The 24,287-nt window shown below is 61.2% G+C and carries 21 protein-coding genes and 1 pseudogene; 9 read left to right on the top strand and 13 right to left on the bottom strand.

What is annotated here, in order from left to right; genetic code table 11:
* Positions 1–174: 174 nt before the first annotated feature.
* A complete protein-coding gene (carA, locus tag HPQ62_RS07225; protein ID WP_174801839.1) occupies positions 175–1,383 on the top strand; it encodes a glutamine-hydrolyzing carbamoyl-phosphate synthase small subunit in 1,209 nt (402 codons plus the stop codon).
* A gap of 165 nt (positions 1,384–1,548) precedes the next feature.
* Here carA and HPQ62_RS07220 read toward each other — a convergent pair whose 3' ends face one another.
* From HPQ62_RS07220 to HPQ62_RS07170, 11 genes are all read right to left on the bottom strand, one after another.
* Positions 1,549–2,160 (bottom strand): VC0807 family protein, encoded by a 612-nt coding sequence (locus HPQ62_RS07220; protein ID WP_174801838.1) that lies wholly within the window; start codon positions 2,158–2,160, stop codon positions 1,549–1,551.
* Between the two features lie 59 nt (positions 2,161–2,219).
* Positions 2,220–3,341: a calcium:cation antiporter gene (locus HPQ62_RS07215; RefSeq protein ID WP_174801837.1), complete on the bottom strand. Its 1,122-nt coding sequence runs from the start codon at positions 3,339–3,341 to the stop codon at positions 2,220–2,222.
* Positions 3,342–3,467: 126 nt separating this feature from the next.
* On the bottom strand, positions 3,468–3,860 hold the full coding sequence (gene sufA, locus HPQ62_RS07210) for a Fe-S cluster assembly scaffold SufA (RefSeq protein ID WP_174801836.1): 393 nt from the start codon (positions 3,858–3,860) through the stop codon (positions 3,468–3,470).
* A gap of 457 nt (positions 3,861–4,317) precedes the next feature.
* A complete protein-coding gene (locus tag HPQ62_RS07205; RefSeq protein ID WP_174801835.1) occupies positions 4,318–4,686 on the bottom strand; it encodes an SUF system Fe-S cluster assembly protein in 369 nt (122 codons plus the stop codon).
* A gap of 27 nt (positions 4,687–4,713) precedes the next feature.
* Positions 4,714–5,952, bottom strand: coding sequence for a cysteine desulfurase (locus HPQ62_RS07200; RefSeq protein WP_174801834.1), 1,239 nt, complete (start codon positions 5,950–5,952; stop codon positions 4,714–4,716).
* Positions 5,942–6,334 (bottom strand): VOC family protein, encoded by a 393-nt coding sequence (locus HPQ62_RS07195; protein WP_174801833.1) that lies wholly within the window; start codon positions 6,332–6,334, stop codon positions 5,942–5,944. The genes HPQ62_RS07200 and HPQ62_RS07195 overlap by 11 nt, the downstream gene beginning before the upstream one ends.
* Entirely contained in the window at positions 6,327–7,592 is a 1,266-nt protein-coding gene (gene sufD, locus HPQ62_RS07190; RefSeq protein WP_174801832.1) for a Fe-S cluster assembly protein SufD, read from the bottom strand. The genes HPQ62_RS07195 and sufD overlap by 8 nt, the downstream gene beginning before the upstream one ends.
* A gap of 15 nt (positions 7,593–7,607) precedes the next feature.
* Positions 7,608–8,363, bottom strand: a complete 756-nt coding sequence (sufC, locus tag HPQ62_RS07185; protein ID WP_174801831.1) for a Fe-S cluster assembly ATPase SufC — start codon at positions 8,361–8,363, stop codon at positions 7,608–7,610.
* A gap of 269 nt (positions 8,364–8,632) precedes the next feature.
* On the bottom strand, positions 8,633–8,974 hold the full coding sequence (locus HPQ62_RS07180; protein WP_174801830.1) for a GIY-YIG nuclease family protein: 342 nt from the start codon (positions 8,972–8,974) through the stop codon (positions 8,633–8,635).
* Between the two features lie 185 nt (positions 8,975–9,159).
* On the bottom strand, positions 9,160–10,647 hold the full coding sequence (sufB, locus tag HPQ62_RS07175; protein WP_174801829.1) for a Fe-S cluster assembly protein SufB: 1,488 nt from the start codon (positions 10,645–10,647) through the stop codon (positions 9,160–9,162).
* A 123-nt stretch (positions 10,648–10,770) separates the two neighbouring features.
* On the bottom strand, positions 10,771–11,934 hold the full coding sequence (locus HPQ62_RS07170) for a cysteine desulfurase family protein (RefSeq protein WP_174801828.1): 1,164 nt from the start codon (positions 11,932–11,934) through the stop codon (positions 10,771–10,773).
* Positions 11,935–12,131: 197 nt separating this feature from the next.
* Here HPQ62_RS07170 and HPQ62_RS07165 point away from each other — a divergent pair.
* The 3 genes and pseudogenes from HPQ62_RS07165 to tyrS all read left to right on the top strand — a co-directional run.
* Positions 12,132–12,818: pseudogene (locus HPQ62_RS07165) on the top strand (alpha/beta hydrolase); the annotation flags it as partial.
* 88 nt (positions 12,819–12,906) lie between these two features.
* Positions 12,907–13,275, top strand: coding sequence for a nuclear transport factor 2 family protein (locus HPQ62_RS07160; RefSeq protein ID WP_174801826.1), 369 nt, complete (start codon positions 12,907–12,909; stop codon positions 13,273–13,275).
* 162 nt (positions 13,276–13,437) lie between these two features.
* Positions 13,438–14,685 (top strand): tyrosine--tRNA ligase, encoded by a 1,248-nt coding sequence (gene tyrS / locus HPQ62_RS07155; RefSeq protein ID WP_174801825.1) that lies wholly within the window; start codon positions 13,438–13,440, stop codon positions 14,683–14,685.
* Positions 14,686–14,950: 265 nt separating this feature from the next.
* On the opposite strand, the gene HPQ62_RS07150 is transcribed toward tyrS, so the two are convergent.
* Positions 14,951–18,394, bottom strand: coding sequence for a YhdP family protein (locus tag HPQ62_RS07150; RefSeq protein ID WP_174801824.1), 3,444 nt, complete (start codon positions 18,392–18,394; stop codon positions 14,951–14,953).
* Positions 18,395–18,553: 159 nt separating this feature from the next.
* Here HPQ62_RS07150 and bcp point away from each other — a divergent pair, with 159 nt between their 5' ends.
* Together bcp and HPQ62_RS07140 are read left to right on the top strand one after the other, a co-directional pair.
* Positions 18,554–19,021, top strand: coding sequence for a thioredoxin-dependent thiol peroxidase (gene bcp, locus HPQ62_RS07145; RefSeq protein ID WP_174801823.1), 468 nt, complete (start codon positions 18,554–18,556; stop codon positions 19,019–19,021).
* A gap of 112 nt (positions 19,022–19,133) precedes the next feature.
* Positions 19,134–20,630: a DEAD/DEAH box helicase gene (locus HPQ62_RS07140; protein ID WP_174801960.1), complete on the top strand. Its 1,497-nt coding sequence runs from the start codon at positions 19,134–19,136 to the stop codon at positions 20,628–20,630.
* A gap of 363 nt (positions 20,631–20,993) precedes the next feature.
* On the opposite strand, the gene HPQ62_RS07135 is transcribed toward HPQ62_RS07140, so the two are convergent.
* The gene (locus HPQ62_RS07135) at positions 20,994–21,485 is read right to left on the bottom strand and encodes a flavin reductase family protein (protein ID WP_174801822.1); all 492 of its coding nucleotides are present in this window, start codon (positions 21,483–21,485) and stop codon (positions 20,994–20,996) included.
* Positions 21,486–21,630: 145 nt separating this feature from the next.
* On the opposite strand from HPQ62_RS07135, the gene HPQ62_RS07130 reads away from it, so the two are divergent.
* From HPQ62_RS07130 to HPQ62_RS07120, 3 genes are all read left to right on the top strand, one after another.
* Complete coding sequence (locus tag HPQ62_RS07130; RefSeq protein WP_174801821.1) at positions 21,631–22,719, top strand: branched-chain amino acid ABC transporter substrate-binding protein; 1,089 nt, start codon at positions 21,631–21,633, stop codon at positions 22,717–22,719.
* A gap of 27 nt (positions 22,720–22,746) precedes the next feature.
* On the top strand, positions 22,747–23,412 hold the full coding sequence (gene rpe / locus HPQ62_RS07125) for a ribulose-phosphate 3-epimerase (RefSeq protein ID WP_174801820.1): 666 nt from the start codon (positions 22,747–22,749) through the stop codon (positions 23,410–23,412).
* A 100-nt stretch (positions 23,413–23,512) separates the two neighbouring features.
* Entirely contained in the window at positions 23,513–24,229 is a 717-nt protein-coding gene (locus tag HPQ62_RS07120) for a DUF2259 domain-containing protein (RefSeq protein ID WP_174801819.1), read from the top strand.
* The last annotated feature ends 58 nt before the right edge of the window (positions 24,230–24,287 follow it).

The raw sequence follows: 24,287 nt of genomic DNA, 5'->3' as shown, positions 1-24,287 counted from the left end.
ACAACTGTGCAGGAAGAGCAATTGACCCGCAAGCAGGGTTTCACTATTTTCCCGCAACCGCATCAAAAAGTGGCCTACCTGAACGCAGCCCGTCCGCGAACCCTTTGTCTCGGGCATATATAGGGTCAGGTACGGGCCCATTCAATCGGCCTTGAGCCGGCGACTTAGCAAGGGATGATCATGACTGCCCCATGGACACAGGAAAAGCCGACGGCCGCGCTCGTGCTCGCCGACGGTACGGTAATCTACGGCAAGGGCGTTGGCGCCACCGGCAATGTCGAGGCCGAAGTCTGCTTCAACACCGCGCTGACCGGCTATCAGGAAATCCTGACGGACCCCTCCTATCTCGGCCAGATCGTGACCTTCACCTTTCCCCATATCGGCAATATCGGTGCCAATGGCGAGGATATCGAGGACTTGACGCCGGCTGCCCGCAAGGGTGCGGTCGGCGCGATCTTCAAGGCGGACATCACGGCGCCGTCCAACTACCGCTCCGCAGAAGACCTTGACAGCTGGCTGAAGAAGCGCGGCGTCATCGGCATGTCCGGCATCGACACACGTGCACTGACGGCCTGGATCCGCGAGCATGGCGCGCCCAACGCCGTCATCGCCCACGAGCCTTCCGGCAATTTCGACATCGAAGCGCTGAAGGCCAAGGCCAAGGCCTGGAGCGGTCTGGAAGGTCTCGACCTCGCCATCGAGGCGACGTCCGGCCAGTCTTCCAAGTGGGACGAAAAGCCGTGGGTCTGGGACGAGGGCTACGAGACGCTTGCCGAGAATGATGCCAGCTATCACATCGTCTGCATCGATTACGGCGTGAAGCGCAACATCCTGCGACTGTTTGCCGGGCTTTCCTGCAAGGTGACCGTGGTTCCGGCCAAGACCCCTGCGGAACAGATCCTGGCGCTTTCGCCCGATGGCGTATTCCTGTCCAACGGCCCGGGCGACCCGGCTGCGACCGGCGCATATGCCGTTCCGGTGATTCGCGACCTGATCGAAAGCGGCCTGCCGGTCTTCGGCATCTGCCTTGGCCACCAGATGCTGGCCCTGGCGCTCGGCGGCAAGACGGTCAAGATGCATCAGGGCCATCACGGCGCCAACCATCCGGTCAAGGATCACACCACCGGCAAGGTCGAGATCGTGTCGATGAACCATGGTTTCGCCGTTGATTCGGCATCGCTGCCTGCGGGCGTCGAAGAGACCCATGTGTCGCTGTTCGACAATTCCAATTGCGGCATCGCGCTTGCCGGCAAGCCGGTGTTCTCTGTCCAGCACCACCCCGAGGCCTCCCCCGGGCCGCAGGACAGCCATTATCTCTTCCGCCGCTTCATCAATCTCGTGCGCGAGAAGAAGGGCGAGGCGCTTCTGGAAGAGCGCGCCTGAGGCTCGACATCGACACTTGCCTCGGGTCACCCTCGGGCTTGACCCGAGGGTCGAGGCGGCGTTCTCCATAAGGACTGGATGCCCTTTTAAAGCATGAGCATGGCTGATGGGCGGATGGAAAAGCCGCTGGAACTCCGGTCAAGAGTGCCAGCGTTCCGCATCGCGTCAACCTGCCGACTTCTGCCGCTCCATCTCGGCGATCTCGTCGCCCTTTCGGTGGCCATAGCGCAGGCTCCAGGAGATCATCAGGGCGAACACGATGATCCACATCGCTTCCGAGACCACCAGAAACACATCGACCGGCAGCAGCGGTATCAGCAGCGCCCGCACGCTCGCCTCTCCGATCAGCACCACTGCCCAGGCAAGCGTCATCCGGCGCATCAGGGCCCGGTATGGCGGCGACACCTGCCACAGGCGTTCGCCGCTCGCACGCTCCTCGCCGCCCTTTTCCGTGGCGAAGTGGAACACCAGCGGGCGCGGCATCAGCAATGAGGCCGCAAACACCAGTCCGATGAAACCGGTGATCAGCGAATTCTTCAGGAGCGCCAGATAGGCGCTGTTGAAATAGAGGCTGCCGATCAGCGAGGCGAGCGTCGCCGCGAGCGTGATCACGCTGACGGGCGCAAGCTTGCGGCTTCTGATGTAGGAGAGCGCAATCACCGCGATCGGGAAGATCGAGCCGATCGCCAGCGCATGAACGGTCGAAAGGCCGAAATGGCGGGCGATCAGAAATGCCACATAGGGCAGCACCGCCCCAAAGATGATGTCGTTGCGCATACACGTGCCCCGATTCGCATGACCCGAGGCATCATTGCCGCGTTTTCGGGAAAAAATCTCTAAAAATCGCCGTCGAAGATCAGGATCACATAGGCGAAGAACACCGCCAGATGGACGACGCCCTGCAGCGAGTTGGTGCGGGTGCCGACGAAGGTGACGATACTGATGGCAAGCGACATCGTCAGCACCACCACGCCTGCGGGCGTTAGCCCCAGCTCGATCGGAAGGCCGACGAAATAGGCCGCGATCAGCACCGCCGGCACGGTCAGGCCAATGGTCGCGAGCGCGGAGCCGAGACAGATATTGACGGCGCGCTGGAGCTGGTTCTTGCGCGCGGAATCAAGCGCCGCCAGCGCCTCCGGCGTCAGGATCATGATCGCGACGATGAAACCGCCAAGCGCCACCGGCGCGCCGACCTGGGCAATGCCGAAATCGACATAGACGGCGAGCTTCTTCGACATCAGCACCAGCGGCAGCAACGCGGCCAACAAACCAGCGGCGTGAAAGCCCGCGCTTTTCGGCTGAAGGTCGTGATGATGATCGCCGGACTGATCGTCGTTCAGGCGCGGCTGCTGGAAGCTCACTGGGTTCTGCACGGTCTGAAACAGCAGAAACACCCCGTAAAGCACGAGCGAAATCAGGATCTGGGATACCGTTTGCAGATTGGAAAGCCCGCCGCCAGGCGCAGAAGACGTAAAGCTCGGCAGGATCAGGCTGGTGATCGCCACCGGCAGAAGCACGATCAGATAGGCATTGGCGCCCGACAGATTGAAGACCTGAAGCCCGTGGCGCAGCCCGCCCATCAGCAGGCTGAGACCGACCAGACCGTTCAGCACGATCATCAGAACCGAAAACATGGTGTCGCGGGCAAGCGTCGGCGTATTGTCGCCGGTCAGCATCACCGCCGTGATCAGCGCCACCTCGATGCCGATCACCGATAGCGTCAGGATCAGCGTGCCGAGCGGTTCGCCGAAGATCGCCGCCAGACATTCGGCGTGATGCACCACCCGGAACACCGCCATCAGCATCACCACGAAGATCACGCCGAGCACGATCAGAGCACCCGCCGTGCCGATATAACCCGGCTTCAGGGATGCCCCGAACGCGGCAAGCAGCGCAAACGCAGCCCAGATGAGCGCAATCGGCCATTCGCGCCAGATTGCCGTGTTTCGAGAAGTCACAGGCGGGCCTCGCAGATGATGATGAATGCGCCGGAAGAAGGCGCTGCCAATTCAACATTTTATGAGGCTTGACGCAAGTTTCCTTGAAAGATCTTGCTTATTTGTATCGTCGGGAGAAATGCACGCTCAGTGCGCAGCAGCCTGACGGGCCTTGGCGAGTTCGGCAAGGTCCGCGGCCTTCAGTTCCACCGATTCGCCGCAGCCGCAGGCCGAGGTCTCGTTTGGATTGCGGAACACGAAACCGGTGCGCAGCTTGGTGACCTCGAAATCCATCTCGGTTCCCAGCAGATAAAGTGCTGCAGCCGGATCGACCCAGACTTTTGCGCCGGAGTGCTCGACGAAATCGTCCTTGTCGTTGCGGTTTTCGCCGGTGACCAGATCGACGGCATATTCCATGCCGGCGCAGCCGCCCTTCTTGATCGACACGCGCAGCCCCAGCGCTTCCGCGCCTGCATTGCCGGTGATCTCGTTGATGCGCGTCGCTGCCGCATCGGTGAGCGTGATAACCTGAAAGCCCATTTTCATTCTCCATCAACATCCGGGTTCAAGGCCCGGCGTTATCGGTGCATTGCATCAGTACGCGGCGGCGGCGTCAATAGCGCGCCTCCTACCTGTCAGGCGGCGGGAGCATGAGCGCCCGTGTCGAAGCGCAACCGCGCTAACTGCCGGACACCCACTCCTCCCCCTCGGCGTCATCCTCGGGCTTGACCCGAGGATCCAATCCCGTCTCAGCACGAGCGGAGTGGCAGGCCGCATTACGCCTTGCAGCGCCTCGCTCTAACAAACCAGCGCCTTACGCCCGGCCCGGTGGTTGGATCCTCGGGTCAAGCCCGAGGATGACGCTGCGGGTGGTGGGTGGCACTGTGCCCTGCTCCAGTTCGGCGCTCCCAAAAGCAACACGACCTTTCCGTCGTCATATCTCCACCCTTGAGGGTGGATTTGATAGCCGCTCGCAGATGCGCCAGCAGACGTTACCTCAATACCAGCCGACAGCCACCTTGGCCTCTTCCGACATGCGGTCCGGCGTCCACGGCGGATCGAAGGTCATTTCGACTTCGACGCCCGAGACGCCCTCGACGGCGCCGACGGCGTTTTCGACCCAGCCCGGCATTTCGCCGGCAACCGGGCAACCCGGCGCGGTCAGCGTCATGTCGATCTTCACCAGCCGGTCGTCATCGACGTCGATCTTGTAGATCAGGCCGAGTTCGAAAATATCGGCGGGAATTTCCGGGTCGTAGACCGTCTTCAGCGCGGAGACGATATCGTCGGAAAGCCGCGCAAGCTCCTCCGGCGGGATCGAGGAGCCGGGTTCAACAGCGGTCTTGTCTTCGGTTTCAGCAGTCATCAGCGCCCCCTATCAGGCAAGCCATTCTCAGGCAAAGAAAGTGCGCGCATAATCCAGCGCTTCCACCAGCGCGTCCACTTCCGCGCGGGTATTGTAAAGGCCGAACGAGGCCCTGCAGGTCGATGTCACGCCAAAACGCGTCAGAAGCGGCTGGGCGCAATGGGTGCCGGCACGAACGGCGACGCCGCGCCGGTCGATGATGGTCGAAATGTCGTGGGCATGCACACCTTCGATCGCGAAGGAAAAGATACTGCCCTTGGCCTGAGCATCGCCGATCACCCGCAGCGCATTGACGTGGCCGAGCTGTTCCTTGGCATAGGCCGTCAGATCCGCCTCATGGGCCGCAATCGCCGACCGGCCGATGCCTTGCATATAGTCAAGGGCAGCGCCCAATCCAATAGCCTGGACGATCGGCGGGGTGCCCGCCTCGAAGCGGTGCGGCGGATCGGCATAGGTCACGCCCTCCATCGTCACATCGGCGATCATCTCGCCGCCGCCCTGGAACGGGCGCATCTCGGACAGCCGGTCATAAGTGCCGTAAAGCACGCCGATGCCGGAGGGGCCGTAAAGCTTGTGACCGGTCATCACATACCAGTCGCAGCCGATATCGCGGACGTCGACAGGCATGTGGACGGCGCCCTGCGATCCATCGACCAGAACCGGAATGCCGCGCTCATGGGCGATCCGGGTCACTTCCTTCACATCGACAATGGTGCCGAGCGCGTTCGACATCTGGGTGATGGCGACCAGCCTGGTCCGGTCCGTCAGGCATTTCTCGAAGTCCTCGATGTGGAACTCGCCATCGTCATCCACCGGCGCCCAGACGATCTTCACGCCCATGCGTTCGCGCAGGAAGTGCCAGGGAACGATGTTGGAGTGGTGTTCCATGATCGAAAGGACGATCTCGTCGCCTTCCTTCAGATGCGCCATCGCCCAGCCATAGGCGACCGTGTTGATCGCCTCGGTGGTGTTGCGGGTGAAGATCACCTCGTTGAGTGAACCGGCATTCAGGAAGGCGCGCACCTTCTCGCGCGCCGCCTCATAGGCGTCCGTTGCGGCATTGGAAAGGAAATGCAGGCCGCGATGGACATTCGCATATTCGTTGGAATAGGCGTTGGTGATCGCGTCGATGACCGCCTTCGGCTTCTGCGCCGAGGCGCCATTGTCGAGATAGACCAGCGGCTTTCCGTCATGGACGGTGCGCGACAGGATCGGGAAATCCTGCCGGATCTTGTCGACGTCGTAGGTCGAAACTTTAGTGTCCATAGCTGATGAACTCCATCAATGAGCCGTCCGGATCGCGGAAATAGACGCTGTCGCCTTTCCCGCCCGCTCCGTTGCGGCTGACCGGGCCAAGCTCCACATCGACGCCTTCCGCCTTCAGATGGGCGATCGCATCGGCGATCGGGCCATCCCAGCGAAAGCAGAGATCGCTGTTGCCGGGCTGAACCGGAATTTTCGCCACCGGCGCGGCATTAACGCCCGCGCCGTGAACATTGAGCTGCTGATGGCCGAGCCGGAAGGCACATGGCCCTTCAGCCCCGCCGATCACCGTCGCCCCGATCACTCTCGTGTAGAAGTCGCGCGCCCGTGCCCAGTCCGAGACATGGATGACGCAATGATCGAGGCCGACCGGCAGATCACGCATGGCCGTCGAGCCAGTCCGTGATGATCGCCTCGACGGCTTCCGTCAGCGCTTCGTTTTCGAGTTCTTCGACCACTTCGTCGACGAAGGCGTTGATCAGCAGGCCTTCGGCAACCTTCTTCGGAATGCCGCGCGCCATCAGGTAATAGAGATGGTTCGGGTCAAGGTCGGTCACCGTCGCGCCATGGCCGCATTGCACGTCATCGGCGAAGATTTCGAGCTCGGGCTTGGCATGGAACGACGCGAAATCGCTCATCAGCAGCGTGTTGCACGACATCTTGGCATCGGTCTTCTGGGCATCGGGGGCAACCCGGATCAGGCCCTGGAAGACGCCGCGCGCCTTGTCGAACACGACATTGCGGATGATCTCGGTGGACGTGGTGTTCGCCACGTTATGGCCGAGATCGAAGGTGATGTCGGTATGGGTCTCGCCGCCGAGCAGATTGACGCCGCGCAACATCAGGTCGGCGCCCTCGCCCTTGACGGTGCAATCGATTTCGTGGCGCACCAGCTTTCCGCCGGCATTGACGATCAGAAGCTTGAGCTTTGCGTTTTCGCCAAGCTCGATCTTCAGCTTGCCGAGATGGATGTCTTCCACGCCCTGCTGCTGCATCACAACATACGTGACCTCGGCATCCTTGCCGAGCGAGATCGCCGTCAGATTGCTCACCAGCGCGGCATCGCCATCGGGCGCGATATGGCGCTCGATTACCGTGCCGGTCACGCCCTCGGCAAAGGTGAGGCGGTTGCGGGTATGCACCTGGCCACCACCATGAACGGCCTGCAACTCGATCGGCGCGGCAAGCGTCTCCGCGATATCCAGAATGAAACCGTCACTGACGAGTGCACCGTTGATGCGGCCGATCGCATCATGTTCATGCGACAGCGGGAAGCGCACCGACTGATCGCCATCGGCAAGCGCGTCCGAGACTTTCGAAACGGCAACGCCATCGATGTCGTCGGCATCGCTGGCGCGGCCCTGCACCAGTTGGAGAACCTCGCTGCCTTCCAGCAGCGCCTTGACCGGATTGACCGCCTCGCCGCTATCGTCCGGCACCGTGCGGAGCAGGTTGCGCAGGTCGGTGTAGTGCCACGCCTCGATGCGGCGCGTCGGCAGACCCTTGTTGCGGATGTCACCGGCCAGCCGATCGCGTTCCATCGTCACATCGGCATTACCGGGCAACGATCCGGAAAGCCTGCCGAAGGAGGCGAGCAGCGCTTCCTCGGCGGCCGTCAGCGTTATCTTGTTTTGCATGTTCATCATCGCGCTCCCGCCTCAGGCTGCCTCGCCGATGATATCGGCATAGCCATTGGCTTCGAGTTCGTGGGCAAGTTCCTTGCCGCCGGTCTTGATGATCTGGCCCTTGTAGAGCACGTGGACGGTATCCGGAACGATGTAGTCGAGCAGGCGCTGATAGTGGGTGATCACCATCACGGAGCGATCGGGGGCTCTCAACGCATTGACGCCGTCGGCAACGATCTTCAGCGCGTCGATATCGAGGCCCGAGTCAGTCTCGTCCATCACGCAGAGCTTCGGCTCCAGGAGCGACATCTGCAGGATTTCCGCGCGCTTCTTCTCGCCGCCGGAAAAGCCGACATTGAGCGGGCGCTTCAGCATCTCGTAGTCGATCTTCAGTTCGGCAGCGCCTTCGCGCACCTTGCGGATGAAGTCCGGCGTCGAAAGCTCTTCCTCGCCACGCGCCTTGCGCTGCTCGTTGATCGCGACCTTCAGGAACTGCATGGTGGCAACGCCCGGAATTTCGACCGGATACTGGAAGGCCAGGAACAGCCCCTTGGCCGCGCGCTCGGCGGCATCGAGCTCCAGAATGTTCTCGCCGTTGAACAGCACCTCGCCTTCGGTGACCTCGTAATCCTCGCGGCCGGCAAGGATATAGGACAGCGTCGACTTGCCCGAACCGTTCGGGCCCATGATCGCCGCCACTTCGCCATCCTGAATGGTCAGGTTCAGCCCGCGAATGATCTCGGTGCCATCCTCGGCAATGCGTGCGTGCAGGTTCTTGATCTCAAGCATCTTTCGTTTCCTTCCGTCAGCGGCGGCGGCGATATCGCTCGGGCCCCTTTTATTCTCTGCGTCATCCTCGGGCTTGTCCCGAGGATCTAATCACGTCTCAACACGAGCGAAGTGTCGGGTCGCACTCTGCCTTGCCAGTCCTCACTCGAACAAACCAACGTCTCATCCTCTGCCCGGTGGTTAGATCCTCGGGACAAGCCCGAGGATGACGCCTGAGGGTGGGCCGGTGTTGTCAAAACTGACATTGTCTGCGCAGCGACGTCGCTCGTTCAGCTGTAGTCTCCATACTTCCGCATCCCAGGATGCGGTTTGTAAACATTCTCGATTTCATCAATGCGCTCGAACAAATCCAGCCAGTTCGGATTCAACTCTTCAACAAGCCCGATCTTCCAGTCTCGTCGATACCGTTTCAGGGACTTCTCCCGCTGAATTGCCAGCACGATGTTCGGGTGCAGTTCAAACCAGACCAGATTTTTCACCCTATATTTCGACGTAAACCCTTCGTGCGTTTCGTTTCTGTGCTCAAAGACCCGTCCATGAATGTCGCTCGTGACGCCGGTGTATATTACGCCGCGCGGCTTGTCCGACATCATGTAGACATAGCCTGTCATCGCACGTCCACCTCTCCGCTCGACATCCTCGGGCTTGTCCCGAGGATCTAATCACGTCTCCATACGAACGGCGTTTCGGGTACCATTCAGCTTTGCCAGTCCTCGCTCGAACAAACTCACGCTTCATTCCCGGCCCGGTGGTTGGATCCTCGGGTCAAGCCCGAGGATGACGGCTGAAAGAGTGGCTACCCAACGCTCCCTTCCAGCGAAATCCCGATCAGCTTCTGGGCCTCGACCGCGAATTCCATCGGCAGCTCCTGAATGACCTCGCGCACGAAGCCATTGACGATCAGCGCGATCGCCTCTTCTTCAGGGATGCCGCGCTGCATGCAGTAGAACAGCTGGTCCTCGGAAATCTTAGAGGTGGTGGCCTCGTGCTCGAAGCGGGCGGATGAATTGCCGGCCTCGATATAGGGCACGGTGTGAGCGCCGCACTTGTCGCCGATCAGCAAGCTGTCGCACTGGGTGAAGTTGCGCGCGTTTTCCGCCTTGCGGTGGGCCGAGACCTGGCCGCGATAGGTGTTATTGGAAACGCCCGCCGAAATACCCTTGGAGATGATCCGGCTCGATGTGTTCTTGCCGAGGTGGATCATCTTGGTGCCGCTGTCGATCTGCTGATGGCCGTTGGAGACCGCGATCGAATAGAACTCGCCGCGCGAATTGTCGCCGCGCAGCAGGCAGGACGGATATTTCCAGGTGATCGCCGAACCGGTTTCGACCTGCGTCCACGAGATCTTCGAATTGGCGCCACGGCAATCGCCGCGCTTGGTGACGAAGTTGTAGATGCCGCCCTTGCCTTCCTTGTCGCCCGGAAACCAGTTCTGGACGGTGGAATACTTGATCTCGGCATCATCCATCGCGATCAGCTCGACGACGGCCGCGTGCAGCTGGTTCTCGTCGCGCTGGGGCGCGGTGCAGCCTTCCAGATAGGAGACGTAAGACCCTTCTTCGGCAATGATCAGCGTGCGCTCGAACTGGCCGGTGTTCTTCTCGTTGATGCGGAAATAGGTCGACAGCTCCATGGGGCAACGCACGCCCTTGGGGATGTAGACAAACGAGCCATCGGTGAACACGGCGGCATTCAGCGCCGCATAGTAATTGTCTCCGCGCGGCACAACCGAGAACAGATATTTCTGAACCAGTTCCGGATACTCGCGGATCGCCTCGGAGATCGACATGAAGATCACGCCGGCCTTGGCAAGTTCCTTCTTGAAGGTGGTGACGACGGAAACGGAATCGAACACGGCATCGACGGCAACGCGGCTCTTGGGCTGGTGCTGCTTGTCTTCGACGCCGGCAAGAATTTCCTGCTCCTGCAGCGGAATGCCGAGCTTAGCATAGGTTGCCAGCAGTTCCGGATCGACCTCGTCCAGCGTCTTCGGGCCGGTGAAGGATTTCGGCGCGGCGTAGTAATAGATGTCGTTGAAATCGATCTTCGGATAATTCACCCGCGCCCAGCTCGGCTCTTCCATGGTGAGCCAGCGGCGATAGGCCTCAAGACGCCATTCCAGCATCCATTCCGGTTCGGATTTCTTGTGGGAGATGAAACGTATGATATCCTCGGACAGGCCCTTGGGCGCCTTGTCCACTTCGATCATCGTCTCAAAACCGTATTTGTACTGATCGACATCGATCTCGGCGACCTGATCGACGGTCTCTTTTACGGCAACCATATTGTCACTCCACTCTAACCGGATTCAAGGTCCGGCGGTTCGCATTCCCAAGCGGGTTCACCGCTCTATTTAATCAGACTGCGCAGCATTTACACCCCGCGCGGCCTGTCATTCATCAATTATTCATACAGCAGCAACCGGCAATCTTCGCCGCGCCGCGATCCGGGCGAAGGCCGCAATCGCCCTATCGACCGAAGCTTCATCCGTTTCCCAGCCCAGCGAGATACGCAAGGCGCCAAGCCGCGGATCAAGCCCCATCGCCTTCAGCACGTGGCTTTCGCCAACCTTGCCGGAGGAACAGGCAGAGCCTGCGGAAAGCGCGATGCCTTCCAGATCGAACGCGATCTGACCGGTTTCGGCCTTCAGCGCCGGCAGCATGAAGCACGTTGTATTGGGCAGGCGCGGCCCGCCTTCGCCGATGATCACCACATCCGCTGCCGCCGCCCGCATGCCTGCTTCGAGCCGGGTGCGCAAGGCCTCGATGCGGCCATTGCGTTCGGCAGGATCGCGCGAGGCGAAAGCGGACGCTGCGCCAAAGCCCATGATGCCGGCGATGTTCTCCGTGCCAGACCGATGCCCCTTTTCATGTCCGCCGCCACGGATCAACGGCGCGGGCATCAGCGTCTCTCCGCGTGTGACCAGCGCCCCGACGCCCTTGGGTCCGCCGATCTTGTGCGACGACAAGATCAGGAAATCGGCACCAAGCGCCTCAATCGAAACGGGCAGGCGCCCGACGGCCTGAACCGCATCGACCACGATGAGCCCGCCATGGGCATGGACAATGCGCGCGGCTTCAGCCACCGGCTGGATGATGCCGGTCTCGCTGTTGGCTGCCATGATGGCGACCATCGCGGGGCCGGCCGAGCGATCATGCGTGGCAAGCATTGCCTCAAGCGCATCAAGCCTGACAATGCCATCCGGGCCCACCGGTACTTCCTGGCGCGCGTCAAAGCGGCCGCCTTCGCGGACGGCGGGATGTTCGATTGCAGAGACGAAAAGTCCGCCGAGACGAACGGCGCTGCGCCCCATCCGGAAGTCCGGCGTCAGCACATGGTTTGCGGATTCCGTCGCCCCTGCCGAAAAGAAGACATGGGCCGCATCAGCGCCAACGAACTCTGCCACCTGGCGGCGCGCCGCATCAATGGCCGCACGCGCTGCCCGCCCCTCGCGATGGACGGAAGAGGCATTGCCCTGCAAAGCGAGGCCATCCAGCAGCGCCGTGCGCGCTTCAGGCAGAAGCGGCGCGGTCGCATTCCAGTCGAGATAAATCCGTTCGGCGTTGGTCATTGTCTCAAATTACCTGTCCGATATCTGCGGCAGGCGTATTTTCCTTGAAATTCACCAGTGGCTTGCCCTATTTGGACCGCAGAACAGACGATAGCTTATTTTCGAATGGTTCTAAACTGTTTGTAAAAAATATGACCGATTGAGTCAAGTCAACGTGACGCGCGCAAACAGACGAAAAATTCGAACCCCAGAATTCCGGAGAGCCAATGCCTGAAGTGATTTTCAACGGACCGGCCGGTCGCCTTGAAGGCCGTTACCAGCCATCCAAGGAAAAGAATGCGCCGATCGCGATCGTGCTGCATCCGCACCCCCGCTTCGGCGGCACCATGAACAACCCGATTGTCTACGAACTCTTCTACATGTTCCAGAAGCGCGGATTCACAACGCTGCGCTTCAATTTCCGCGGCATCGGCCGCAGCCAGGGCGAGTTCGACCACGGCTCCGGCGAATTGTCGGATGCGGCAGCAGCGCTTGACTGGGTGCAGAGCCTGCATCCCGATTCCAAGACCTGCTGGGTCGCCGGCTATTCGTTCGGCTCGTGGATCGGCATGCAGCTTCTGATGCGCCGTCCGGAGATCGAGGGCTTCATGTCGATCGCCCCTCAGCCCAACATTTACGATTTCTCGTTCCTCGCGCCCTGCCCTTCCTCCGGCCTCATCATCCACGGCGATGCCGACAAGGTGGCTCCGCCGCGCGATGTCAACGGCCTGGTTGAAAAGCTGAAGACCCAGAAGGGCATCCTGATCACCCAGAAGACGGTGACGGGTGCCAACCACTTCTTCTCCGGCAAGAATGAAGAGCTTCTGGGCGAATGCGAGGACTATCTCGACCGCCGCCTCGATGGCGAACTCGTGCCGGAACCCGCGCCGAAGCGGATCAGGTAATTGCCGACGCAATGACGCTTGAAATGGCCGGGGATGACCCGGCCGTTTTCGTTTTGGTGAGGATCAATACGAACCATGGAGCAAGCACATGCCTGAGATCGTGCAGCTGAAAGCGTTGGAAACCGCGCTTCATCAACCGGATATCCGACGCGATTCCACAAGACTCGCAGCCCTTCTTTCCGAAGACTTCACCGAATTCGGCAGTTCGGGAAGGCGCTTCGACAGGGTGGCGATACTCGCAGCGCTTCAAGCAGAGGAAGAGAACGACCATACGGTGGAAAGCGACAGCTATCAGCTCTATGCGATCAGCGATGATGCGGCGCTGCTGACCTATCGATCATTCCACCGGTTTCCCGACGGTTCGACAACGGCCCATTGCAACCGCAGCTCTCTCTGGCAGAGGATCGACGGAAACTGGCGTATGCGGTTTCATCAGGGAACGCCTGCAGCGCGGTGAAAAAGCCCGCCGCCTCTACCGGCGTACGCTGCGCGCCGCATGACCGGGCGGCCGGTCCGTTCGCGGACGGCACCGGGATGGCTTTTCCAAAAGCAGGTGCACATCGACAGAAAACCGTGCTAAAGCCCGCGCGTCTTTTATCCATCAATCGAAGTAAGCCCCATGTCGACGTTCAAATCCGAATTCCTGCACACGCTGTCAGAGCGCGGTTTTATCCATCAGATTTCCGATGAGACCGGCCTAGATGACCTTCTTTCGAAGGAGCAGGTGACGGCCTATATCGGCTTTGATCCGACGGCGCCTTCGCTGCATGCCGGCTCGCTGATACAGATCATGATGCTGCACTGGTTCCAGAAGACCGGCCACCGGCCGATCTCGCTGATGGGCGGCGGCACCGGAATGGTCGGCGACCCCTCGTTCAAGGACGAAGCCCGCAAGCTCATGACCGTCGATACCATCGCGGACAACATCGCCTCGATCCAACGCGTCTTTGCCAACTACATCGATTACGACAATGGCAATGCGCTGATGATCAACAATGCCGATTGGCTGCGCGACATCAATTATCTCGAATTCCTGCGCGATGTCGGCCGTCACTTCTCGGTCAACCGCATGCTGTCCTTCGACAGCGTCAAGACCAGGCTCGACCGCGAACAGTCGCTGTCCTTCCTCGAATTCAACTACATGATCCTGCAGGCCTACGATTTCGTCGAGCTTTACAGGAACTATGGCTGCCGGCTGCAGATGGGCGGCTCAGACCAGTGGGGCAACATCGTCAACGGCATCGATCTCGGCCATCGCATGGATGCACCGCAGCTTTACGCGCTGACGGCCCCGCTTCTGACGACCTCGTCCGGCGCCAAGATGGGCAAGTCTGCCAATGGCGCCGTCTGGCTCAACCCGGACATGCTGTCGGCCTATGATTTCTGGCAGTTCTGGCGCAACACCGAAGATGCCGATGTCGGCCGCTTCCTGAGGCTGTACACGACAATGCCGATGGACGAGATTGCGCGGCTTGCTGCCCTTGGCGGCGCCGAGATCAACGAGGTCAAGAAAATCCTCGCGACCGAAGTCACCGCCATCCTTCATGGCCGCGCGGCGGCGGAAGAGGCCGCAGAGACGGCGCGCAAGACCTTCGAGGAAGGCGCGCTCGCCGAAAACCTGCCGACGATCGAGGTCGCCAAGGCCGAGCTCGACGGCGGAATGGGCATCCTCACGCTGCTGGTTGCCGCAGGCCTTGCAGGCTCCAACGGCGAGGCACGCCGCCACATCAAGGGCGGCGCTGTGAAGGTCAACGACACGGCCGTATCCGACGAACGCATGGCGGTCGGCGCCGATGCGCTGTCGCCGGAAGGCGTGGTCAAGCTTTCGCTCGGCAAGAAAAAGCACATTCTGGTGCGCCCGGTCTAAGCGGACGCAGCCGGGCTCAGTTTGGTAAATAACCTGTCCTACCCCCTCGGGTCATCCTCGGACTTGATCCGAGGATCCATGAAGCCCGGCAAAGGGTTGCAACAAGTCTTGGGAAGCTCAACAACTTGAGCCGCCTGGATGCTCGGATCAAGTCCGAGCATGACACCTGTGGGAAGGGCAGTGGAGATATCGCCCCGCGCAGCTAGGTGTCTGTCAGCAATCTGTGGACGGCCGCAGCCGCCCTTCTTGGCGCGCACCCTTGCCCCTACTGAAACTCGAAAATCCTGCGGAACACGCCGGGCGCGATCGCCGACAGCGGATTGACGATCAGCTCCGGTTTCTCGGTCTTGCCGGTCAGGCGGAAGGTGATGCCGAACAGGCCCTTGTCATTGCCATTGCCGAGCAGCGGGCCGAGCAACGGAATTTCGGCGAAGATGCGGTTGAGGCCATAGGCGGGCATGAAGGTACCGGTCATGTCGATATTGCCGGCGGCATCGCGTACCACGCCCTTGACCGTCGCCCCAACCTGATCGCCGCGCACATAGGCATCGGACACCCGCACCACGCCATTGGAGATCTCGATCACCGCCTGGGCGCGCTGGAAACGCTGGTCGGTCTCGTTGATCTGGTTTTTGTAGGCGGCATTCAGGCTCTTGCCGTCGCCAGTGGTGGGCGCGGTGAGGATCTTCTTCAGCTGCTCGTCCTTTATCAGCTGGAAATCGGCCAGGGTCGCCATGCCCTGCCAGCCGGTTTCGGTCTCGATCATGTCGAAGTTGAGCTTGCCGCCCGTCATCTTCTGGTAGATGCCGACGAAACGCAGCAGGGCACCGGCACCCGAGGTCTGCAGCGATACCGACGTCTGGCCGCCATCCGGCGCGACAGTGAGCGTCATCGGCTGGGAGGATGCGGTCGTCGCCTTCAAGACGGCGTTGGTCATCGTCCCCTTGCGAACCGTGATATCGCCATTGACACCGGAAAGCTCGCGGTCGTTTTCGCCCGAAACGCGGGCAATATCGAAATGCACATCGACATCGCTGCCGCCGCTCTTTCCCTTGCCGCCCGCAGAACCGCCCTTGCCACCCTTTACCAGCTGGTCAAGCAGCGGCTTTGCCGAGAAGGAACGGCCGGTCAGCGTCACGGCAAGCGTGTCCTTGCCGCGCTGCACCCCGACATTCAGGCTGTCGCCTGCTGATAGCGCGACCCCCGTCAGCGTGGCCGACAGAAGACCGACCTTGTCGATCTTCACATTGCCGCTCGCCCCCAGTCCGCTTCCCGAAAGATGCAGTTTGTCGAGACTGGTCAGACCATTCTCGCCGGGCTTGAGGTTGAAGGAAAGGCTTGCCGCAACGCCCGGCGGCTTCTGCCAGCCGATGAATGGCAGGGACAGCGTGGCCTGCTGCAGGTCGACGGCAATCAGATTACCCTCTTCCGCGCCCTCGACCGTCACCGCGATCGGGCCGCTGACATAATCGTCGAGCCCCGGCGCGAACTGATTGCGCTCAGCGTCATTGAGATTACCGGAGACCCAGAGCACCGATTGCGCCGCCTCTCCTTCAAGCGTCGTACCCGGCTTGGTGATCGGCATGCTCCACTGCACCTTGAGCGGCACGCCGTCGGCATTGGCATTGCCTTCAAAGGCAACCCGGCTCGGCACAATCTCAACGAGACCATCGAGCTTGTCGATCTTGAAATTGTTGATCGGCTTGTCGATGGCGCCCTCGGTAATATCGGCGACCACATGCCAGTCGGGATCAAGGTCCACGTCCGGCTCAAGCGGGAAGGTTGCCTTGACGTTGACCTCAGCGCGGCCGGAAAAATCCTCCGGCACGAAGTCGGTCGCCCTCAGCGCATTGAAAGGCGGCTCCGCGGCAAGCGTGACCACGTCACGGGCCGTGCCGGAGATCATCACATCGACGGTTCCCATCAGCGGCTTGGTATATGTGTCGGCGATCGCGAACGTGCCCTCGTCGAGCTTGACGCTGTTCGTCTTGTCGACGCTGACCGTTCCATCCCTGATTTCGACGTTGACGCTTCCGCCCTTGATCGCGACATGGGCATCGCTGCGCTCCACATCCGGCATCTTGTCGCTGATCGTGATCCGCGTGTCGTCAATATCGAAAGCGACCTTCAGTTCGGTCTCGTCGAGCTGGACGGGAATCCCCGGCCCCTTGATTCTGCCCGCCGGCAGGAACATGGCGATATCGCCATTGGTGATCACGCCGCCATGAAGGTTGCGGCTTACCCACTCCCTCGGCTTCTTGGCGATCCAGAACGGCCAGAGCTGCTTGACCGCCTCGGTGTCCATCCGCTCCACCCGCGCACCGAAGCTGAGTTCGGGGCTTGCATCGCCGAACACCGCCTTGAACGAGCCCGCCATGATGCCCTGCGGAGAAGTGACCGAGATATCGTCGAGCAGCAGACGCGCCATCGAGCCGCGGTACTCGCCGCTCGCCTGGGCATCGAAGAGCAGTGGCGGCAGTCCCGGCTCGCGCGATTCGAAGCGGCCGCCGCGCACCAGCACATCAAGCGCATAGCCATCCTCGACCCCCGGCTGCTGCTGATCGAGATCAATGATGCCCGCCGTGAACGGAAATCTGCTGCCATCGAACTCGAACGAGGACTCGTCCATCTCGATCGAGCGCTTCTGCGGATCGTAGACGAGGTTGAGGTTGGCGTCGTTGAAGGGACGCGCAATCGAATCCGCGACGAAACGGCCGGCGCTGACATCGATTTCGGCAGCGATCTTCGGATCACTGCCTTCGCCGGCACGCCGAAGCGACAGAAGCAGGTCCGTCGTTGCATCCACGCCCATCAGCGGCACGCCGGCGCGGTTGGCGCGTAGCAGGAAGGGTGTCATCGCCAGATTGGTTACTTCGGCCTGAAGGCTCTCGGTGCGGCCATCGGCCTCCATCGCCTCGGCCGACACCGAGGCCACGGTGCCATCGAGCGAAATCTGGCTGTCGACACGCAAGATGCCGTCGGCGAGCAGGTTGAGATTGATTTCGCGGATATCGACATCGACCGTCTTGCCGGGCGAGGCGCTGCCAACCGGAAAGACGATATCGGTCAGGTGGATCGACCGCGTGTCGGCGGCCTCGAGAATGCTGCGCGCGAAATCCGTCTGCTGGAACGCCTTTTCCACCAGGGCGGGCAGGCTGTCGACGCGGTGCTCGGTGAGGCGGAACGTACCCGTGGATGGAAGAGCGGAGGAATCGAAGTTGATATGGTCGACGGAAACGGACTTGACGGCGACCTGCCCCCTGATCAGCTTCATCGGATCCACGGAGAAATCCAGTGTTCCGATCGATGCGATCTGCTTTTCGCCAGGACCGATCAGATCAACGCCGGCAACGCCGAGCTGGAAGTCGAGGTTGCCGCTGAGGCGCAGCTGCGCGGAACTGACGCGGGCATGATAGCCGGGCGGCGCGACGGCAGCGATCTGCTCATTGGCCTTTTCGGCAAGGAACAGGTCGATCGACCCGCTCTCGATCACATAAAGCGCGATGGCGAGGATGCCGGCGACGATGACAGCGAAAACCGTGAGAAACTGGAGGCAATGGCGCCGGAAGCTGCGGCGCCGCCCGGAGCGCACGAGCGTCGGTTCGTGGGTCTGGGCCGACGGCATCTTGTGAAGCGAAACGCTTTCGCCGCGACCAAACCGTGTGCGCTCGCCACGGACCAGGGTTTCTTTTTGCTTTTTGTCGCCCAAATTCGCTCCGTAAGCGTATAAGCTTCGCCTTGAAATCAACCGCCCGATGCGAATCTCCAGCCGCACTATTACGGCGAAGCGTATCGCTTGCAACCGGGCTATTCGGCGGAATGTATGCCGGTTAGTATTTGAACGCTAAATGAACAAAGGAGTGAGATTTTGACCGATCTGAAGGAAGGGGACAAAGCCCCGGATTTTTCGCTGCCGGTTTCTGACGCGGAGACCTTCAGCCTTGCCGACGCCAAGGGCAAGAAGCTGGTGCTCTACTTCTACCCGAAGGACGACACAAAAGGCTGCACGGTGGAAGCGATCGCCTTCACGGCACTCGCCGAAAGCTTTGAAAAGGCGAACACAATCGTGCTCGGCGTATCCCCAGATGGCGTGGCGAGCCATGCGAAGTTCGCAAAGAAACACGCGCTCTCCGTCATTCTCGGCGCCGATGAAGACCACAGCGTCGCAGAGGCCTATGGCGTCTGGAAGGAAAAGAGCATGTACGGCAAGAAATTCATGGGGATCGAGCGTTCGACCTTCCTGATCGATGCCGATGGCAAGCTCGAAAAGATCTGGCTGAAGGTCAAGGCCGATGGTCATGCAGAGGCCGTGCTTGAGGCGGTGACAAACAAGTAAACTGCGCAAAAGCGACAAAAAGGGCATTTCAACGCTTTGAAATGCCCTGTATATCCGGGTTTTCTTGACTCTTCGGCCATTTGATACTATCGAGCCCACCATACGCATGACGATGGTGAAAGCGCCGTCGTATTTGTCACGAAAACACGGAACCCGTTTCCCTTTGACCTCATTCTCCGATCTTGGGCTTAGCCCCAAAGTACTCTCCGCTGTGACCGAGGCTGGCTACAGCGTGCCCACGCCCATTCAGGCGGGAGCCATCCCGCATGCTCTGGAACGCCGCGACGTATGCGGCATCGCCCAGACCGGCACGGGAAAAACCGCCTCCTTCGTGCTGCCGATGCTGACGCTTCTGGAGCGTGGCCGCGCGCGGGCCCGCATGCCGCGGACCCTGATTCTCGAGCCGACCCGCGAGCTTGCTGCCCAGGTTGCCGAGAATTTCGACAAGTATGGCAAGAACCACAAGCTGAACGTCGCTCTTCTGATCGGCGGCGTCTCCTTCGAGGAACAGAACCGCAAGCTCGAACGCGGCGCCGATGTGCTGATCTGCACCCCCGGCCGCCTGCTCGACCACACCGAGCGCGGCAAGCTCCTGATGACCGGCGTCGAAATCCTCGTCATCGACGAAGCCGACCGTATGCTCGACATGGGCTTCATTCCCGATATCGAGCGGATCGCCAAGCTGATCCCGTTCACCCGCCAGACCCTGTTCTTCTCGGCAACGATGCCGCCGGAGATCCAGAAACTCGCCGACCGGTTCCTTCAGAACCCGGCCCGCATCGAGGTGGCTCCGCCCTCCTCCACTGCTGCGACCGTCGTGCAGAAGCTGGTTGCCACCAAGGGCAAGGACTACGAAAAGCGCGCAGCCCTTCGCGCCGTGATCGACGCCCAGACCGACCTGAAGAACGCGATCGTGTTCTGCAACCGCAAGAAATCCGTCGCCGACCTGCTGCAATCGCTGCAGCGCCATGATTATGCCTGCGGTGCGCTGCATGGCGACATGGACCAGCATTCGCGCACCACGATCCTGCAGAACTTCCGCGACGGCAAGCTGCCGATCCTGGTGGCCTCCGATGTGGCAGCGCGCGGCCTCGACATTCCCGATGTCAGCCACGTTTTCAATTATGACGTTCCGATCCATGCGGAAGATTACGTCCACCGCATTGGCCGTACCGGCCGCGCCGGGCGCAAGGGCGCGTCCTTCACGCTTGTCACCCCCAAGGACGCCAAGTTCCTGGACGCGATCGAAAAGCTGATCGACCGCAAGATCGAATGGCTTGATGGCGACGTCTCCTCGCTCGGAGCAGACGACGAGGCCGAAAAGCCTGCAGCGCGCACCCGCAAGGGCAAGGCGCGCAAGCCTGAAGCCAGGCAGGACAGCAAGCCGGTTCAGGAAGAAAAGCCGGCCGCCGCCGCACGCGAACCCGAGATGAAGAAACCCGCTCAGGATACCAGGCCCATGCAGGACAAGAAGCCCGCCAGCCAGGACAAGAAGCCTGCCAATGACGACCGCCGCCGCTCGCGCCGCCGCGACCGTGACGACGATCACACGCCTGTCGGCTTCGGCGACGATATCCCGGCCTTCATGCTGATCGGCGCCAAGGCCTAAGCCATCAAGGTCTGAAGCAATGAATAAAGAAGAACCGCTCCCGGTTACCGGAAGCGGTTCTTCGTGTTTGGAGCGCTTGTCACCCTGAAGGGCGGCATGCTCGGGCATGACCCGAGGAGTGCGGCAGGCTTGAACAGTCGCGTAAGATGGCGTTGAAATTCGATGCCCGCCGGTATCCATGCGAGGCTATCCAGTATGACGCCTCACGACGCGGCTGGCGGCCACCAGAGGCTCTGAAGCCGCGGCCTGTCGGCAGTCCGAGCCTCATCCGGATGCGGCTCATTGCTGATCTGACCCGGCTGGCAGGCACTGCCGTCTAACAGTGCGCGACAAGCCGCTCAGCCACGGATCCGGCCGTTTTTCCTATACCCGATGATAGCCGCGCCTGTAATAAAGCAGCGCCTCGTCATCGTCTTCCATCCGGACATCCACCACTTCACCGATCAGGATCCAGTGCGTCGACATCGGCTTGGCCTCGACGAGGCGGCACTCGAAGCTTGCCAGCGCATCGGCAAGAACCGGGGCGCCCGAGGCGCCGATCTTCCATTCGGCAAGCGCAAACCGCGCCTCGTCCGAAAGACCTGTAAATCCGGCAAACGCATCGGCGAGCGGACGATGGCGCGTCGCAAGTGCATTGAGCGCGAAATTGCCGGTTTCGGCAAATACGGCGTTGTGCGGGTTCATGCGGTTGACGCAGGCAAGCACGGTCGGCGGGGCGTCGGATACCGAGCAGGCCGCCGTCGCCGTGACGCCGCGCATCACACCGCCATGGGCGGTGGTGACGATCTGCACGTGCCCGGCATAAAGCGCCATCGCATCGCGATAGGCCTTGGCAAACTGCGGTCCCTCATCCATGGGAAGCACCGCGCTGATGCATGGAAAAAACTGTCAAGGACACATCCCTTTGATCTTCAGTTGGGCTACTTACGGCGTTGCCCCTGCATCTGGCAAGGGTTATGACAGGGGCAATGTGCCTGTCACGGAAAGAGAACGCGCGATCATGAAGTCCTTTCACGCCTGTCTCCTTGGCGTTGCCGTCTCGGCCCTCGCCCTTTCGCCCGCTATTGCAGCCGATCCGCTGAAGATCGGCATTGTTGCTCCTGTGACCGGCGACTACGCGATCCTCGGCCAGCAGACGCTGGATGGCGCAGGCCTTGCCGCACGCAATCACGATATCGTGCTGACGACGGTGGATGAAAGCTGCACGGACGACAGCGGGACCGCGATCGCAGACGCGCTGACGGCTGAAGGCGTCGACATCGCGATCGGTTTCTTCTGCAGCGAGACAATCCGCGGCGCCATGCCGGCGTTGAAACAGGCCGGCATTCCGGCGATCACGCTATCGGCCCGCTCCATGCCGCTGATGGCGACCGCGCTCGAAAACGGCTGGCCGCTGTTCCGGCTGGCGCCGAATGATCAGGACGAGATCGACGCGATCGTGAAATTCATCATGGGCGAATGGAGCGACAAGCCCGTGGCGCTTCTCGATGACGGCACGATCTATTTCCGGGAGATGATCAATTCCGTCCGCAATGCGCTGGAAGAGCGCGGGCTGAAACCGGTTCTGACGGACACGTTCCGCCCGGCGCAGGAGCAACAATTGTCGCTGGTGCGCAGGCTTGCGCAGGCGGGCGCCAACCACGTGCTCGTCGGGGGCACCCGCAGCGATGTCGCCATCCTTGCCCGCGATGCCCGCCAGGCAGGCGTGAATCTCACCCTCCTCGGCACTGAGGCAATGCGCGCCCAGCAGACGGACGTGCCGCTGGAGCCCGGCGTTCTCGCAATCGCGCTTGTCGAATATGGCGAGCTTCCGCCATCGGCAGCGCTCGTCGAGCAAGCCGAGAGCGTCAACATCATACCGGAAGGCTATGTCGTGCCGGCCGCGGCCGCCGTCGATGTTGCGGAAGGCGCCTATGCCGCAGCGGGTGGCGACCCTGCGCGGCTTGCAGCCATGCTTGCGACCCAGACGTTCGACACGCCCATGGGCCCCGTTGCCTTCACCGAAGGCCATGAACTTGCCGAAAATCCGTATTTTCTCATGCGCTGGCAGGGTCAACAATTCGTGCCAGTGTTCGATTCGGATCGATAAAAACAAAAGACCAACGAGGATATTCCTGTGAAACGCCCCTTGCGCATCGCCCCTTCCATTCTTTCTGCCGATTTCTCGAAGCTGGGCGAGGAAGTGCGCGCCGTCGTCGATGATGGCGCCGACTGGGTACACCTCGACGTCATGGACGGACATTTCGTGCCCAACATCACCTTCGGCCCGCCGATCATCGAAAAGCTGAGGCGCCATACCGACGCCGTGTTCGACTGCCACCTGATGATCGCACCGGCAGACCCCTATCTGGAGGCCTTCGCGAAGGCCGGATCGGACCGGATCACCGTCCATCAGGAGGCAGGTCCGCATCTGCACCGCTCTCTGCAGACGATCCGCAATCTCGGCAAGAAGGCGGGTGTGGCGCTGAACCCGGCAACGCCGGTGTCGATGATCGAAAACCTGATCGACGATCTGGACCTCATCCTGGTGATGACCGTCAATCCGGGCTTTGGCGGCCAGGCCTTCATTCCGGCCATGCTCGACAAGATCCGGCAGGTGGATGCGCTGATCGGCTACCGGCCGATCGAGCTGCAGGTCGATGGTGGCATTGCGCCCGACACGGTCGGCGCCGTCACCGAAGCCGGTGCCAATGTGCTGGTCGCTGGATCGGCAATATTCGGGAAGGCCGAGGGTGGCAATTACCGTGTCCCGATGGAGGCACTGCGCGCCGCAGGGCGGTGAGCCTGCGCCCCGGGCCCCGCCAACTGGATCATTGCGCAACGCGTGCCATACGCGTTGCCAAACCGCCGGATGCGCTCCGGCCTGAAACAAGGAGCCGCTCATGACAAGGCTTACCCGTCTGCTCGGGGCAGCGTTCGCCACCGGGCTTACCGCGAGTTTTGCAAGCGCCGGCGATTTTGCAACCTTCACGCCGCTCGGCTTTTCCGAGGATGGCAAGGTCTTCGCGTTCGAGGAATTCGGCCAGGAGGACGGCTCCGGTTTCGCCTATTCCAACATCTTCTTCATCGACACGGAAAAGGACGCCTATCTGGACGGCACGCCCTTCCGCACGCGGATCAAGGAGGATGGCGCATCCATCTCCGCGACACGGGCCATCGCCGTCAGCGAGGCCCTGCAGCTGATCCAGGATTACAAGCTGCTCGATCATCCGGGCTGGCTTGCCGCCTTCAATCCCGTCAGCGAAGAAAACGACGATCACGGCCGCATCCGCTATCGCGCGCATCCCAATCTCTCGCCCGTCAGCGAGATCACGCTCGAAACCTTTCCGCTGAAGCCGAACCCCCGCTGCGCCGACATCACGCCGGACGCCAAGGGCTTTCGCCTCACCTATCGCAGCCCGGAAGGAGCAGCGCAGGAGATCCACGAGGATCAGCGCCTGCCCGAAAGCCGCAGCTGTCCGCTCGACTATCGCCTCGGCGGCGTCATGACCTATGCCGGCGGCGGGCCGGACGGCGTGCATGTTGCGCTCGTCCACGTGCTGTCTCAAGGCTTCGAAGGACCGAACGCGCGCTGGATCGCAGTGCCTTTCCGCCCCTGAAAACTGCTTAGAAGACGCATTTTGGCCGCGCAAAGATTTCATTTGTGGCTGAAATGGT

Source organism: Martelella limonii (assembly GCF_013344475.1).
In the GTDB taxonomy this organism is placed as follows: domain Bacteria; phylum Pseudomonadota; class Alphaproteobacteria; order Rhizobiales; family Rhizobiaceae; genus Martelella; species Martelella limonii.
Note: the sequence above shows the minus strand (reverse complement) of the source record. Positions and strands in the feature narration are given on the sequence as shown.

Coding starts and splice junctions, on each gene's coding strand:
- carA (WP_174801839.1), top strand. CDS start 175: ATGATCATGACTGCCCCATGGACACAGGAAAAGCCGACGGCCGCGCTC.
- HPQ62_RS07220 (WP_174801838.1), bottom strand. CDS start 2,160: ATGCGCAACGACATCATCTTTGGGGCGGTGCTGCCCTATGTGGCATTT.
- sufA (WP_174801836.1), bottom strand. CDS start 3,860: ATGGGCTTTCAGGTTATCACGCTCACCGATGCGGCAGCGACGCGCATC.
- HPQ62_RS07205 (WP_174801835.1), bottom strand. CDS start 4,686: ATGACTGCTGAAACCGAAGACAAGACCGCTGTTGAACCCGGCTCCTCG.
- HPQ62_RS07200 (WP_174801834.1), bottom strand. CDS start 5,952: ATGGACACTAAAGTTTCGACCTACGACGTCGACAAGATCCGGCAGGAT.
- HPQ62_RS07195 (WP_174801833.1), bottom strand. CDS start 6,334: ATGCGTGATCTGCCGGTCGGCCTCGATCATTGCGTCATCCATGTCTCG.
- sufD (WP_174801832.1), bottom strand. CDS start 7,592: ATGAACATGCAAAACAAGATAACGCTGACGGCCGCCGAGGAAGCGCTG.
- sufC (WP_174801831.1), bottom strand. CDS start 8,363: ATGCTTGAGATCAAGAACCTGCACGCACGCATTGCCGAGGATGGCACC.
- HPQ62_RS07180 (WP_174801830.1), bottom strand. CDS start 8,974: ATGACAGGCTATGTCTACATGATGTCGGACAAGCCGCGCGGCGTAATA.
- sufB (WP_174801829.1), bottom strand. CDS start 10,647: ATGGTTGCCGTAAAAGAGACCGTCGATCAGGTCGCCGAGATCGATGTC.
- HPQ62_RS07170 (WP_174801828.1), bottom strand. CDS start 11,934: ATGACCAACGCCGAACGGATTTATCTCGACTGGAATGCGACCGCGCCG.
- HPQ62_RS07160 (WP_174801826.1), top strand. CDS start 12,907: ATGCCTGAGATCGTGCAGCTGAAAGCGTTGGAAACCGCGCTTCATCAA.
- tyrS (WP_174801825.1), top strand. CDS start 13,438: ATGTCGACGTTCAAATCCGAATTCCTGCACACGCTGTCAGAGCGCGGT.
- HPQ62_RS07140 (WP_174801960.1), top strand. CDS start 19,134: ATGGTGAAAGCGCCGTCGTATTTGTCACGAAAACACGGAACCCGTTTC.
- HPQ62_RS07135 (WP_174801822.1), bottom strand. CDS start 21,485: ATGGATGAGGGACCGCAGTTTGCCAAGGCCTATCGCGATGCGATGGCG.
- HPQ62_RS07130 (WP_174801821.1), top strand. CDS start 21,631: ATGAAGTCCTTTCACGCCTGTCTCCTTGGCGTTGCCGTCTCGGCCCTC.
- HPQ62_RS07120 (WP_174801819.1), top strand. CDS start 23,513: ATGACAAGGCTTACCCGTCTGCTCGGGGCAGCGTTCGCCACCGGGCTT.